Raw genomic sequence first — 12,135 nt, 5'->3', positions numbered from 1 at the left:
TTTGCGCGAATTGCGCCTTTTGGGTCGGTCTTGCCCTATCAACAGATCATTTGGTGGGCATCGACCGCGGCCGGTATTACGCTGCGCCCATGAGCATGCTCACTCCCCCCGGCATGGGCGGAAAGTACCGCGTCACGGGGACGGCGTACCCCCGTCTGAGCCGACCTCGGCGCCGCCGACGGATCGTCTTCACCATGCTCGGCGCGGTCCTCGGCCTCGCCCTGCTGGCCTACGGATCACTGCAGCTCATCCACGTGTTCCGCGGCGACGGCGCGGGCCAGGGCAAGCGCGGCACCGCCGCCGGGAACTGCCCCGGCGGCAAGCCCAAGGGAGGTGCGGCGCCCGCCGTCGCGGCCTCCCCCGGCGCGGCTGCGGCGATCGTGCTCCCGAAGCCCGGCGACATCACGGTCAACGTGTACAACGCCACGCAGCGCGCGGGGCTCGCCAAGGCCGTCGGCGACGAGCTGAAGAAGCGCGGCTTCGCCATCGGCCAGGTCGGCAACGCCCCCGCCGACTTCGACAAGAAGGTCCCCGGGACCGGGATACTGCTCGGCTCCGCGAAGACCGACAAGGCGGTCTACTCGGTCCTGGGCACCCAGATCGAGGGCGACACCCTGCAGAACGACGCCCGCGAGGGCTCGGACGTCGACCTGATCCTCGGCGACGCCTTCACGCAGCTCAGCCCGCAGGAGACCGCGGACAAGGAGCTGGCCCTGCTGGCCAACCCGCAGCCCGCGCCAGCCGCCACCTGCTGACGCGTTCGGGGCGCGGGGCCGTCCCCGCGCCCCGAACGCGTGCCGTGCGGACTCCGGTCCGCGGTGCGGTCCGTACTGCCGCCCGCCCGTGCTGCGGTCCGTACTGGTCCGCGTACCGTCTACTCGACTGGTCCGTACCGTCTACTCGGCCGAGCCGTACATACGGTCGCCCGCGTCGCCCAGCCCCGGCACGATGTAGCCGTGCTCGTTGAGCCGCTCGTCCACCGCGGCCGTCACCACCGTCACCGGGGTGCCCGCGAGCTCGCGCTCCATGACCTCGACGCCCTCCGGCGCGGCCAGCAGCACCACGGCCGTCACGTCGTCGGCGCCGCGCTTGATCAGCTCCTGGATCGCCGCGACCAGCGTGCCGCCCGTGGCCAGCATCGGGTCGACCACGTAGACCTGGCGCCCGGAGAGGTCCTCCGGCATGCGCGTCGCGTACGTGGAGGCCTCCAGGGTCTCCTCGTTGCGGACCATGCCCAGGAAGCCCACCTCGGCGGTCGGCAGCAGCCGCACCATGCCGTCCAGCATGCCCAGGCCGGCGCGCAGGATCGGCACGACGAGCGGGCGGGGGTGCGAGAGCTTCACACCGGTGGTCGGGGCGACCGGCGTCTCGATGTCCGACTGCTCGGTGCGCACGTCGCGGGTGGCCTCGTACGCGAGGAGCGTCACCAGCTCGTCGGCGAGACGGCGGAAGGTGGGGGAGTCGGTGCGCTTGTCGCGCAGAGTGGTCAGCTTGTGCGCCACCAACGGGTGATCGACGACCTGCAAACGCACTACATCCTCCAAGGCTCAAGAGTCGGGTTTCCACCTGCGACCTGCAAAAAAACGGCCGCAACGTTCGCGCGACCCACATCCGAAAGGCTACGCGGTGTGCGCACCCCCGTGCGCCCGGACGGCGCGCCGTGCCCGGCCGTCCTCCCCCGTGGTTTCCCCGCCGCGCCCGGCGCCAGTCCGGCGGGACGTTCCCGGGGCGTTCCGGAGCGTTCCCGGGGCGTCCCCGGGGCGTCCCCGGGGCGTCCCCGGGGCGCCCTTGGGATGCGGCCCGGTCCCGCGCCCAGCACGCTGGACGGGTGAGCAGCAGCGCACCGGTGATCGCGGCCGTCGACGGATCCGACCACAGCCTGCGGGCGCTGGAGTGGGCCCGGCAGGCCGCCCTCCGGCACGGCGCGGGCCTGCTCGTCGCCCACGTGCTGCCCGACGCCTCCCAGCTGTACACGGCCCGCCGCGAGGCCCTGTCCCACGCCGCCGCCCCGAAGGCGTACGACGACCCGGTGGCCGAGCGGATCCGGAACCTGCTCGCCGAGGCCCCCGAGCTGCCCGCCGAGGTGCGCTACGAGGCCCTCACCGGCTCCGTGCCCGAGGCGCTGCGGGTGATCGGCTCCGAGGCCCGGACGCTGGTCATGGGGTCCCGCGGGCGCGGCGGCTTCGCCGCCCTGCTGCTCGGCTCGAACAGCCGCGCCGTGGCCGCGACCGCCCGCTGCCCGGTGGTGGTCGTCCCGCACGAGACGCGAACGGCGGAGGCCGGCCCGGACGCCTCCGCCGACCGGGTGGTACTCGGTCTGCACACCGCCGAGACGCCGGACGACGTCCTGGTCTTCGCCTTCACCGAGGCCGCCGCGCGGGGGACCACCGTCCAGGTGGTCTCCGCTTACGCCATCCCGCCGACGCCCCTCGTGATGGTCGACACGCCGTTCGCCGTGCTCACCCCGGAGGGGCTCGCGGACGGCGCCGACGCCGTCCCGGCCGAGCGGGAGATGCTGCGCGCCCAAACGGAACGGCTGGGCCCGTTCCGGGAGCGCTGGCCCGGGGTACCCGTCGTCCAGGCCGCCGTCCCCGGGGACGCGGCGGGCCGCCTCGTCGAGGCCTCGCGCGGCGCGGCCCTCGTCGTGGTGGGCCGGCACCACCCGCGGCGCACCATCCGGAACGTGACGATCGGCTCGGTGGCGCACGCCGTCCTGCACCACGCACACGGTCCGGTGGCCGTCGTCCCCACCCTCACGGACGATGCCTGACCGGCACCTGCACTGCATCTGACCTGCACCTGACCTGCATGGGGGTGGCATCAATCGGCCCGACCGGGGGAAGGTGGGGGTGCGGGGGGTCTGCTTCGCGCCGGCGGAGGAGGACGACCGGACCAGCCAGGTGGGTGGTGGCCGATGCCCGACACGCAGCCGAGAAGAAACGACCGCGTTGGTGGCGGCGAGGACGGGGTGCCGGAAACGGCGGCGCAGCGCAGGGCGCGCCGCGCGCAGTTCCTGCGCGACCTGATGGAGGCGCGCGCCCTGCGCGACCGCGTCCAGCCGCGCCGCGCCCGCGCGGCCCGGATGCGCCAGCAGATGCGCATGCGCACCTTCCGCTGGTGACGACGGGACGGTGCCGGGCGGCGGTCGCCGCCCGGCGGCAGCAGCCGTACAACCGGCCGCTGCACGCGCCATTGCACGGGCCGTTGCACGGGCCGCGCCTGTGGCCGTACCACCGGCACCGCACGCACCGCCCGCACCTCTGGCACCGCCCGTACCGCCCGGCCCCCGCGGGAACCGCGCCCGCAGCCGGGCCGGAGCCACGCGCACGGGCGACCGCCGGTCGGCCGTACCGCGTGCCCGCCCTGGAAACCGCCCCGCCCTGCCGTACACCCGGGAGCCACGGGTGGCCTGCGGGCCGTGCGGTACGCGCCACGGCACACGGCGCGGCACGACGCAAGCGCGGAAGACCTCTCGCAAAGCCGCTGTTTCTGCCACGATGCCGATTGGGCGGGGCACGAAGCGGCGAGCAGGACGGCCGTTCCAACCCTTCCCACCTCCGGCCGGGGGGACCTCCAACCGGCACGCCTATGACCAGTGGGAGAGTCACGGTGTATTTCGCCGCACTGCTCGCGCGCACCGAAGACGGGTGGGAAGCGAGCGACATGGAACTCGACGACGTCGAGTCCCTCAGTGATCTGATCGATCTCGCCCGTGCCGCCGCTGTCGACGACGACACGGTGGTCGCCCTCATCGAGCAGGAGGACGCCTGGTTCGGCGTCGTCCGCGTGGACGGCGAGGAGGACCCGCGGTACTTCGTCTCGAACGCCGCCCTGGCCTCGCGCAGCTCCTACGGCTCGATGCTGACCGACGAGCTGCTGGGCAGCGACGAGGAGGACGACGAACTCGACGAACTGGACCTGGACGGCACCGAGGACGGCGAGGAGGAGAGGATCGCCGCGTTCGCCGACGCGGACGACGCGGACGGGGGAACCGGAACGGGCGCCGAACCCGTGCCGGCCGGCCCGCTCGGCGACCCCCGGCTGCTGGACGACCTCGGGGTGAGCCACAAGGAACTGATGGCCCTGGACGGGGAAGCCCTCTCGGAGATCGCCGACTCGCTCGGCGCGACCGAGGTACTGGAGGCCGTCCGCTAGTGATCACCGAGCACCACCCCACGCACGGCCCCGATCCCGTACGGGACCCGTGGCGGGACTCCATGCGCCTGGCGCTGGAGGAGGCCGCCCGGGCGGTGCCGGCCGGCGACGTGCCGGTCGGCGCCGTCGTGCTGGGCCCGGCCGGGGAGGTCATCGCCACCGGGCACAACGAGCGCGAGGCCACCGGCGACCCGACGGCGCACGCCGAGGTCCTGGCGCTGCGCCGGGCCGCCGCCCGGCTCGGGGAATGGCGGCTTCCGGGGTGCACCCTCGTGGTCACCCTGGAGCCGTGCGTGATGTGCGCCGGGGCGCTCGTCCAGGCGCGGGTGGCCCGCGTCGTCTACGGAGCGGGGGACGAGAAGGCGGGTGCCGCGGGGTCGCTGTGGGACCTCGTACGGGACCGCAGGCTCAACCACCGTCCGGAGGTGATCCGCGGGGTGCTCGCCGAGGAGTGCGCGCGACAGCTGACGGACTTCTTCCGGGAGCTGTGAAGACTGCTGCACGGGCCCCGCACGGCCGCTCGGCGCGGCGGCCGGGACACCGATTTCAGAACTGGGGCGTCCTTGGGCTAGGATCTCTCTCGGTAGCGTGTCCGAGTGGCCGAAGGAGCTCGCCTCGAAAGCGAGTATGGGGCAACCCATCGGGGGTTCAAATCCCTCCGCTACCGCTCCGATCGAGAGCCTCGTCCCGCAAGGGTCGGGGCTCTCGGCGGTTTCCGGACCCGAACGGCGGACCGCCCGAACTGTCGGCGATCTGAACCCGGAGTACGCGCGGCCGCGCCCGCGCGTACTCCGACCGGTGGCGCGCCCCGGGCCCCACGTGACCGGCCGCCCGCTCGGCCGTTGACACGGCATGACCAAGACCCAGCGCATGCTCGCCGCCATCGCCCTCGCGGGGGCCGCCGCGGGCCTCGCCGCACCCGCCGCCTCCGCCGCGCCCGCGGCCCCGCTCACCCTGCCCGACCTGCCGCAGGCGGCCCCGGGCATGCCGGAGGGGGCCATGCCCGGTTCCGTCCAGGAGATCGGCGCCAAGCTCAACGACCTGAACCAGCTCAACCAGCTGGGCGCGCTGCCGGACCAGCTCGCGCCGGTCGTCGCCCCGGTGGAGCCCGTCCTCGGCATCCTCGGCGGCATCGAGTAGCCCGGCCGGGCGAGCGGGCCCGCACGTGCGGCAGGCCCCGGCCGGAGCCGGGGCCTGCCGCACACGGGACGGGGGAAGCTCCGTCGGGGGACGGGCGGCTTCCCCCGACGCCGACGGGGCCTGATTGCCCGGGCCGCCGTCAGGGGGAAGCGCACGACCCGGGCCCCGAAGTGAGGCCCTGTCCCTCACCCCCCGGTTTCCTGCCAGAACCGGTGGGCTCGTCCCCATCCTGCGCCGCCCGCGCCCGCGCGGACAGTGGCAAACGGCCCGGAACGGAGGGTCATTGGTCCATAAAGTCCGGGTGAGTGCCCTCATGCGACCGGTTAGACTCACCCGACTTCGCAGGACCGGTTGGGGAGGCCGACACCGCTCATGGAGACCAAGAAGATGATCACCGGAGGGCTCATGGTGTTCGTGCTCTTCGTGATCATCACCCAGCCGGTGAAGGCGGCCGACATCGTCAAAATAGGCTTCCAGGGCATCTCCGACGCCGCTCACGGCATAGGCGCGTTCATGACCGAACTGGTGAGCTGAACCCGTACGCTGATGCGGTTTCCGGATTAACCGGCCCCCCACTCCGACGGGTGGGGGGTTTTGCGTTCTCCGCCCTCGTGGCACTTACACCCAGAACACCCCATTATGCCCAACTTGCCCTCAACACGGTGATATACGGTGCTTGCACACGGTGCACATGTCTTGTGATGCTATGACCGCTTTTGACGGATGAGTTGACTTGAAGGGGTGGCGTGACCGTGTCGGCCAGTACGGCGCCTCAGGTGCCACCCCAGCAGGACGCCCCGGAGGAGCCGCCTGCGCCCGCGAGACCGCAGAGCCGGGGCGCGGACACCCGGGCCCTCACCCAGGTCCTGTTCGGGCAGCTGAAGGGCCTGCAGCCGGGCAGCAACGAGTACAACCGGGTGCGCGGGGCGCTCATCGAGGCGAACCTCCCGCTCGTGCGGTACGCGGCCGCCCGCTTCCGCAGCCGCAACGAGCCCATGGAGGACGTCGTCCAGGTGGGCACCATCGGCCTGATCAACGCCATCGACCGGTTCGACCCGGACCGGGGCGTGCAGTTCCCCACCTTCGCCATGCCGACCGTGGTCGGCGAGATCAAACGATACTTCCGCGACAACGTGCGCACCGTCCACGTCCCGCGCCGGCTCCACGAGCTGTGGGTCCAGGTGAACGCGGCCACCGAGGACCTGACCACCCTGCACGGGCGCACCCCGACCACGCACGAGATCGCCGCGCGGCTGCGGATCAGCGAGGAGGAGGTGCTGTCCTGCATCGAGGCCGGGCGCAGCTACCACGCGACCTCGCTGGAAGCCGCCCAGGAGGGTGACGGCCTGCCCGGGCTGCTGGACCGGCTCGGCTACGAGGACCCCGAGCTGGCCGGGGTCGAGCACCGCGACCTCGTACGCCACCTCCTCGTACAGCTGCCGGAGCGCGAACAGCGGATCCTCCTCCTTCGGTACTACAGCAATCTGACGCAGTCGCAGATCAGTGCCGAGCTCGGCGTCTCCCAGATGCACGTGTCACGGCTGCTCGCCCGGAGTTTCGCTCGACTCCGATCCGCAAACAGGATCGAGGCGTAACCGGATCGGGTGGAGAACGCGGTCCGGTTTCCCGACAGAACCGGCTCATTCCGCTCTATCGCTGGAGTTATATGTCGACTTGGCGCTACAGCGCGTTGCCGACATGTGACATTCTGCTGGAACCGCGTTTGCCGCAGCCCCGGCTCCGGTATTCAGGTGGAGGCTGCGTTCCTCCGACGGGCGCGCCGTACGCGACCGTCCGCGACCTCAAGGGGGTGGCATGTCCGCAGAACAGGGCAGCTCCAAGGTGCTCACGCTCGTCAAGAGCGAGGCACCGGCCGTGTCCGAACACTCGGAAGCCATCGACACCCGCACCCTCTCCCGCTCCCTCTTCCAGCGCCTCGCCGGCCTGGACGCGGACAGCCCCGAACGGGCGTACGTACGCGACACCCTGATCGAGCTGAACCTCCCCCTCGTGCGGTACGCGGCCGCCCGCTTCCGCAGCCGCAACGAGCCCATGGAGGACATCGTCCAGGTCGGCACCATCGGCCTGATCAAGGCGATCGACCGGTTCGACTGCGACCGCGGCGTGGAGTTCCCGACCTTCGCGATGCCGACGGTCGTGGGCGAGATCAAGCGGTTCTTCCGGGACACGTCCTGGTCCGTGCGCGTCCCGCGCCGCCTCCAGGAGCTGCGCCTCGCGCTCACCAAGGCCAGCGACGAGCTCGCGCAGAAGCTCGACCGCTCGCCGACCGTGCCCGAACTCGCCGCCGTACTGGGGGTGTCGGAGGAGGACGTGGTCGACGGCCTCGCCGTCGGCAACGCCTACACCGCCTCCTCGCTCGACTCGCCCTCGCCCGAGGACGAGGGCGGCGACGGCTCCCTCGCCGACCGCCTCGGATACGAGGACACCGCGCTCGAAGGCGTCGAGTACCGCGAGTCGTTGAAGCCGCTGCTCGCCAAACTCCCCGCCCGGGAGCGGCAGATCATCATGCTGCGCTTCTTCGCCAACATGACGCAGTCGCAGATCGGCGAGGAGGTCGGCATTTCGCAGATGCACGTCTCCCGCCTGCTGACCCGCACCCTCGCGCAGCTGCGCGTCGGTCTGATCGGCGACTAGTCCCGCAGTCCCGTAGTCCGTAGTCCGTAGTCCGTAGTCCGTAGTCCGTAGTCCCGCGGCGTCCGCGGTCCGGCCGGAGGCCGGAACAGCACACCGGCCCTGTAGCAGGGGTTCCGATCTGATGCTTCGTCAGCAACACTGCGGCGATGCGACCGGGACACCGCCTCAGGGCCGCGCTGTTCGCCGCCCTGTCCTTCTGCACGGCCGCCGCGACCCTGACCGGCTGCGGCGGTACGGCACGCGACGGCCACACCGCCGCGGGAGCCGTGGCCCCGGGCCCCGAGCGGCGCCCCGGCGACAACGTGGCCCCGCAGGGACCGGTGGAGTTCCAGCAGCTCGGCGGCCCGGCCGCGGCGGGCGGCCCCCCTTCCTCCGCCGGTACGCCGCCCGGTTCCCCGGATGCGCGGACCCCGGCCGGCTCCGGCCGGGGCGAAGGCACGGCCGGCCCGGGCGGCATCCCGGCCGCGGACCCCGGCACCCCACAGGGCGGCGGGACCACCACCGCGCCCGGCACCCCCGGCACCCCGGCCCCGCCCGCATCCCCCGGGCCCGCGCCGGGCACCACGCCGGGAGGCCCGGGCGCGCCGGGGACGCCGGGAGGCCCGGGAACGACGCCCGGGACACCGCCCGCGTCCACGCCGGCCGCGCTGGTGCTCACCGGCCCGCTGCGGGCACCGGCGGCGGACCGCTGGTGCGAGCGCGTCACCGTGGGGATCACCAACACCGGGAGCACGGCGGCCCGTTCGGGCACGGTCGGGTTCGAGACGCACGTCATCGGCGCCCTGGGCATCGACTGGGCCACCGTCACCACCACCCAGCCGCTCCCGGCACCCCTGGCCGGCGGAACGACGCGTACGCAGACCTACACGGTGTGCGTCGAGTCCTGGCGGGTCCCGCTGGGCATGCACGTGGAGACCCGCAGGGTCACGGCCACCTGGAGCTGACCCGACCGCCACCGCCGGCGGCAGCGGCGGCCCGGCGACCGTTCGACCCGGCAGCCGTTCGGCGCGGCGACGCCCGTCAGCGCACGGTGAGCCACACCGCGATGCCGAACACCGCGGCCAGGGAAACGGCGACGGCGATCCACGCGCCCGCCTTCCCGGAGCCCGCGGCCTGCTCGCGCCGGCGCCGGCCGGACGCCGGCACGCCGGCGGCCTCGCGGGACGGGGCCCCTTCCTCGACGAACGCGCGGAACATCTGGGTGCTGCCCGCGGGGTCGTGGTGGGCGCCCGGGGCCGGTGCGTTGTGGTTCGAAGCCATGGCCCTGGACCCTAGCGGGTTTTCCGATTCCTTTACCGCCTTCTTCCCAGATTCATTTGCCTGTAGCAACCAACCTCTCCTACGGTTGCCTGAAGCAACGAGATGGAGGGGGATCCCGGTGACCACCCAGGCGACCGCCGACCAGAGCACCCGCTACGAGGAACTGGCCCGCCGGCTCACCGGCGTCGGCGCCGTCAAACGGGAGCTCGCCCGCCATCTGCCCGCGGAGTGCCCGCCGGGCTCCGCGGCCGTGCTCACCCTGATCGACCGGTACGGCGACATGCGGCTCAGCCGGCTCGCCGACCTCATGGCCATCGACATCTCGGTCACCAGCCGCCACGTCGCCCAGGTCGCCGACCGCGGGTGGATCACCCGGGACGCCGACCCGGGCGACGGCCGGTGCCGCATCCTGCGGCTCACCCCGGCCGGCTCCGCACTCCTGGCCGAGGCCTCCGCCCGGTACACCGAGGCGCTGGAACGGGCCCTGTCCGACTGGTCCGCGCACGACATCGACGTACTCAACAGCCTGCTGGCCCGGCTCCGGTCGAGCTTCCGGACGACCGAGCTCCCAGACGAAGGAACCCCATGACGACCACCACACCCTCCGGTGTGCGGGGAGGCGACCAGTCGCAGACCTCCGCCGGCGACGCGCCCGTAACCGCGTCCGCCCCAGCCTCCTCCCCCGCGCCCATGACCCACCCGCAGATCATGAAGGCGCTGTCCGGGCTGATGCTCGGCATGTTCGTGGCGATCCTGTCGTCCACGATCGTCTCCAACGCCCTGCCCCAGATCATCAGCGACCTCGGCGGCACCCAGTCCTCGTACACCTGGGTGGTCACCGCGGCCCTGCTGTCGATGACGGCGGCCACCCCGCTGTGGGGCAAGCTGTCCGACCTCTTCAGCAAGAAGCTGCTGGTCCAGGCCTCCCTGGTCATCTACGTGCTCGGCTCCGTCGTGGCCGGCATGTCACAGAACACCGGCACGCTCATCGCCTGCCGCGTGGTCCAGGGCATCGGCGTCGGCGGCCTGTCCGCCCTCGCCCAGATCGTGATGGCCGCGATGATCTCCCCTCGCGAGCGCGGCCGCTACAGCGGCTACCTCGGCGCGGTCTTCGCCGTCGCCACGGTCGGCGGCCCGCTGCTCGGCGGCGTCATCACCGACACCGAGTGGCTGGGCTGGCGCTGGTGCTTCTACGTGGGCGTGCCCTTCGCCGTCATCGCGCTGGTCGTCCTGCAGAAGACGCTCCGCCTACCGGTGGTCCGCCGCGACGTCAAGGTCGACTGGCTCGGCGCCTTCCTGATCAGCGGCGCCGTCTCGCTGCTGCTGATCTGGGTCACGCAGGCCGGCGACTCCTACGCCTGGGCCTCCTGGACCACGCTGGCCATGACCGGCGGCGCCGTCGTGCTCGGCCTGCTCTTCCTGCTCGTCGAGTCCCGGGCGAGCGAGCCGATCATCCCGCTGCGCCTGTTCCGCAACAAGACCATCAGCCTCGCCTCCGCGGCCTCGCTGTTCGTCGGCATCGCGATGTTCTCGGGGACCGTGTTCTTCAGCCAGTTCTTCCAGCTGGCCCGTGGCGAGTCCCCCACGATGTCCGGGATCCTCACCATTCCGATGATCGGCGGTCTCTTCGTCTCCTCCACCGTCTCCGGTCAGGTGATCACCAAGACCGGCAGGTGGAAGGCCTGGCTCGTCTCCGGCGGCGTGCTCCTGACCGCCGGCCTGGGGCTGCTGGGCACCCTGCGGTACGACACCCCGTACTGGCAGATCGCCGTCTACATGGCGCTGACCGGTCTCGGCCTCGGCATGATGATGCAGAACCTGGTCCTCGCCACCCAGAACCAGGTGGCCCCCGGGGACCTCGGCGCGGCCAGCTCCGTCGTCACGTTCTTCCGCTCGCTCGGCGGCGCCGTGGGCGTCTCGGCGCTCGGCGCGGTGATGGCCCACCGCGTCACCACCTACGTCAAGGACGGCCTGACGGCCCTCGGCCCCAAGGCTGCCGCACTGGGCCACGGCGGCACCGCCGGGGGCGGGATCCCCGACCTCGACCGGCTGCCCGCGCCGCTGCGCGAGGTCATCGAGTCCGCGTACGGGCACGGCGTCGGCGACGTCTTCCTCTACGCCGCGCCCGCCGCGCTCCTCGCGCTGGTGCTGGTGGTCTTCATCAAGGAGGTCGCTCTGAAGTCGAAGCCGTCGGTGCAGACCCCGGCCGCCTCCTCGGAGGCCTAGCCGGGGCCGCCCGGGCCGAGGCCGAAGCCGAAGCGGAAGCCCGGGCCGGAGCCGGGGCCCGGGCCGGCCTTCGCCTCGATCCCGGCGATCAGCACGTCGAGGGCGAGGCCGAAGTCCCCGTCGGGCACCCGCCGGGCCGTGCCCCCGCAGCCGTGCAGGAACTGCCACACCGCCAGGTGGGCGCCGGTCCGGCCGGAATCCGCCAGGCCGGTGGCGTCGAGCAGGCGTTGCAGGGCCGCGTCGAAGGCGCGGGCGTGCGGCCCGATGTTCGGGTACGCGGCCGCCAGCGGCCCCACCCAGGGGTGGTCCGCCAGCAGCCGGCGGTATCCGCAGGCCAGCAGCCGCAGCCGGCCGGGCCACCCCTCGCGCGCCGCGTCCGCGGGCCCCCCGGGTGGGAGCGGGAGTTCGCCCAGGGCCCGGTCCAGGGCGAGTTCGAGCAGGTCGTGCTTGGTGTCGACGTACCAGTAGAGGGACATCGCGGTGACCCCGAGCGCGGCCGCGAGCCGCCGCATGGAGAACCGGGCCAGCCCCTCGGTGTCGAGCAGCCGCACCGTGGCCCCGGTGATCCGCTCCCGGTCGAGCCCGAAGGCGCCCTCCCCGCTGCGGCGTCTGGCGGGTGCGGTGGGACGGACGGACAGCCACACGCTGGTCCGGGTGTTGCCGGGAACGGCCGCGGTCGCCATGGAGGCACCCTCCTCA

The 12,135-nt window shown here is 72.8% G+C and carries 15 protein-coding genes and 1 tRNA gene; 13 read left to right on the top strand and 3 right to left on the bottom strand.

Annotation, left to right across the window (positions count from 1 at the left end):
• Positions 1-89 precede the first annotated feature (89 nt).
• A complete protein-coding gene (locus ACSHWO_RS18195; protein ID WP_438313134.1) occupies positions 90-755 on the top strand; it encodes a LytR C-terminal domain-containing protein in 666 nt (221 codons plus the stop codon).
• Positions 756-896: 141 nt separating this feature from the next.
• On the opposite strand, the gene upp is transcribed toward ACSHWO_RS18195, so the two are convergent.
• Positions 897-1,532 (bottom strand): uracil phosphoribosyltransferase, encoded by a 636-nt coding sequence (gene upp / locus ACSHWO_RS18190; RefSeq protein WP_114058231.1) that lies wholly within the window; start codon positions 1,530-1,532, stop codon positions 897-899.
• 296 nt (positions 1,533-1,828) lie between these two features.
• Here upp and ACSHWO_RS18185 point away from each other — a divergent pair, with 296 nt between their 5' ends.
• From ACSHWO_RS18185 to ACSHWO_RS18140, 10 genes are all read left to right on the top strand, one after another.
• Entirely contained in the window at positions 1,829-2,770 is a 942-nt protein-coding gene (locus ACSHWO_RS18185) for a universal stress protein (RefSeq protein WP_438313132.1), read from the top strand.
• Positions 2,771-2,914: 144 nt separating this feature from the next.
• On the top strand, positions 2,915-3,121 hold the full coding sequence (locus ACSHWO_RS18180) for a hypothetical protein (protein WP_361098833.1): 207 nt from the start codon (positions 2,915-2,917) through the stop codon (positions 3,119-3,121).
• Positions 3,122-3,609: 488 nt separating this feature from the next.
• Positions 3,610-4,155 (top strand): tRNA adenosine deaminase-associated protein, encoded by a 546-nt coding sequence (locus tag ACSHWO_RS18175; protein WP_438313130.1) that lies wholly within the window; start codon positions 3,610-3,612, stop codon positions 4,153-4,155.
• A gap of 62 nt (positions 4,156-4,217) precedes the next feature.
• Positions 4,218-4,646 carry a tRNA adenosine(34) deaminase TadA gene (gene tadA, locus ACSHWO_RS18170; RefSeq protein ID WP_438319147.1) on the top strand — a complete coding sequence of 143 codons (429 nt, stop codon included), beginning with the start codon at positions 4,218-4,220 and terminating at the stop codon, positions 4,644-4,646.
• A 91-nt stretch (positions 4,647-4,737) separates the two neighbouring features.
• Positions 4,738-4,822, top strand: a tRNA-Ser gene (locus ACSHWO_RS18165).
• Between the two features lie 185 nt (positions 4,823-5,007).
• Positions 5,008-5,295 (top strand): hypothetical protein, encoded by a 288-nt coding sequence (locus ACSHWO_RS18160; RefSeq protein WP_361098827.1) that lies wholly within the window; start codon positions 5,008-5,010, stop codon positions 5,293-5,295.
• Between the two features lie 372 nt (positions 5,296-5,667).
• The gene (locus ACSHWO_RS18155; RefSeq protein ID WP_361098824.1) at positions 5,668-5,829 is read left to right on the top strand and encodes a hypothetical protein; all 162 of its coding nucleotides are present in this window, start codon (positions 5,668-5,670) and stop codon (positions 5,827-5,829) included.
• Between the two features lie 212 nt (positions 5,830-6,041).
• Positions 6,042-6,890 (top strand): RNA polymerase sigma factor SigF, encoded by an 849-nt coding sequence (locus ACSHWO_RS18150; protein ID WP_438313127.1) that lies wholly within the window; start codon positions 6,042-6,044, stop codon positions 6,888-6,890.
• A 220-nt stretch (positions 6,891-7,110) separates the two neighbouring features.
• Complete coding sequence (locus ACSHWO_RS18145) at positions 7,111-7,950, top strand: RNA polymerase sigma factor SigF (RefSeq protein WP_361098818.1); 840 nt, start codon at positions 7,111-7,113, stop codon at positions 7,948-7,950.
• Positions 7,951-8,096: 146 nt separating this feature from the next.
• Positions 8,097-8,894 carry a hypothetical protein gene (locus ACSHWO_RS18140; protein WP_438313125.1) on the top strand — a complete coding sequence of 266 codons (798 nt, stop codon included), beginning with the start codon at positions 8,097-8,099 and terminating at the stop codon, positions 8,892-8,894.
• Between the two features lie 76 nt (positions 8,895-8,970).
• Here ACSHWO_RS18140 and ACSHWO_RS18135 read toward each other — a convergent pair whose 3' ends face one another.
• A complete protein-coding gene (locus tag ACSHWO_RS18135; protein ID WP_438313123.1) occupies positions 8,971-9,210 on the bottom strand; it encodes a hypothetical protein in 240 nt (79 codons plus the stop codon).
• 118 nt (positions 9,211-9,328) lie between these two features.
• Here ACSHWO_RS18135 and ACSHWO_RS18130 point away from each other — a divergent pair, with 118 nt between their 5' ends.
• Together ACSHWO_RS18130 and ACSHWO_RS18125 are read left to right on the top strand one after the other, a co-directional pair.
• Positions 9,329-9,799 (top strand): MarR family winged helix-turn-helix transcriptional regulator, encoded by a 471-nt coding sequence (locus ACSHWO_RS18130; protein WP_385847129.1) that lies wholly within the window; start codon positions 9,329-9,331, stop codon positions 9,797-9,799.
• Positions 9,796-11,436 (top strand): MDR family MFS transporter, encoded by a 1,641-nt coding sequence (locus tag ACSHWO_RS18125; protein ID WP_438313121.1) that lies wholly within the window; start codon positions 9,796-9,798, stop codon positions 11,434-11,436. Before ACSHWO_RS18130 ends, ACSHWO_RS18125 begins: the two co-directional genes overlap by 4 nt.
• On the opposite strand, the gene ACSHWO_RS18120 is transcribed toward ACSHWO_RS18125, so the two are convergent.
• On the bottom strand, positions 11,433-12,119 hold the full coding sequence (locus ACSHWO_RS18120) for a TetR/AcrR family transcriptional regulator (RefSeq protein WP_385847054.1): 687 nt from the start codon (positions 12,117-12,119) through the stop codon (positions 11,433-11,435). The two genes, ACSHWO_RS18125 and ACSHWO_RS18120, sit on opposite strands and share 4 nt — an antisense overlap.
• Between the last annotated feature and the right edge of the window lie 16 nt (positions 12,120-12,135).

This window comes from Streptomyces pallidus (ex Mingjun et al. 2026), from assembly GCF_051550185.1.
Classification (GTDB): Bacteria; Actinomycetota; Actinomycetes; order Streptomycetales; family Streptomycetaceae; genus Streptomyces.
This window is presented reverse-complemented; position numbering and strand designations above follow the sequence as displayed.

What these genes read in the sequence shown, in the direction of transcription:
- ACSHWO_RS18155 (WP_361098824.1), top strand. Translation starts at nt 5,668, where the DNA reads ATGGAGACCAAGAAGATGATCACCGGAGGGCTCATGGTGTTCGTGCTC.
- ACSHWO_RS18140 (WP_438313125.1), top strand. Translation starts at nt 8,097, where the DNA reads ATGCGACCGGGACACCGCCTCAGGGCCGCGCTGTTCGCCGCCCTGTCC.
- ACSHWO_RS18135 (WP_438313123.1), bottom strand. Translation starts at nt 9,210, where the DNA reads ATGGCTTCGAACCACAACGCACCGGCCCCGGGCGCCCACCACGACCCC.
- ACSHWO_RS18160 (WP_361098827.1), top strand. Translation starts at nt 5,008, where the DNA reads ATGACCAAGACCCAGCGCATGCTCGCCGCCATCGCCCTCGCGGGGGCC.
- ACSHWO_RS18125 (WP_438313121.1), top strand. Translation starts at nt 9,796, where the DNA reads ATGACGACCACCACACCCTCCGGTGTGCGGGGAGGCGACCAGTCGCAG.
- tadA (WP_438319147.1), top strand. Translation starts at nt 4,218, where the DNA reads ATGCGCCTGGCGCTGGAGGAGGCCGCCCGGGCGGTGCCGGCCGGCGAC.
- ACSHWO_RS18180 (WP_361098833.1), top strand. Translation starts at nt 2,915, where the DNA reads ATGCCCGACACGCAGCCGAGAAGAAACGACCGCGTTGGTGGCGGCGAG.
- ACSHWO_RS18195 (WP_438313134.1), top strand. Translation starts at nt 90, where the DNA reads ATGAGCATGCTCACTCCCCCCGGCATGGGCGGAAAGTACCGCGTCACG.
- ACSHWO_RS18145 (WP_361098818.1), top strand. Translation starts at nt 7,111, where the DNA reads ATGTCCGCAGAACAGGGCAGCTCCAAGGTGCTCACGCTCGTCAAGAGC.
- ACSHWO_RS18120 (WP_385847054.1), bottom strand. Translation starts at nt 12,119, where the DNA reads ATGGCGACCGCGGCCGTTCCCGGCAACACCCGGACCAGCGTGTGGCTG.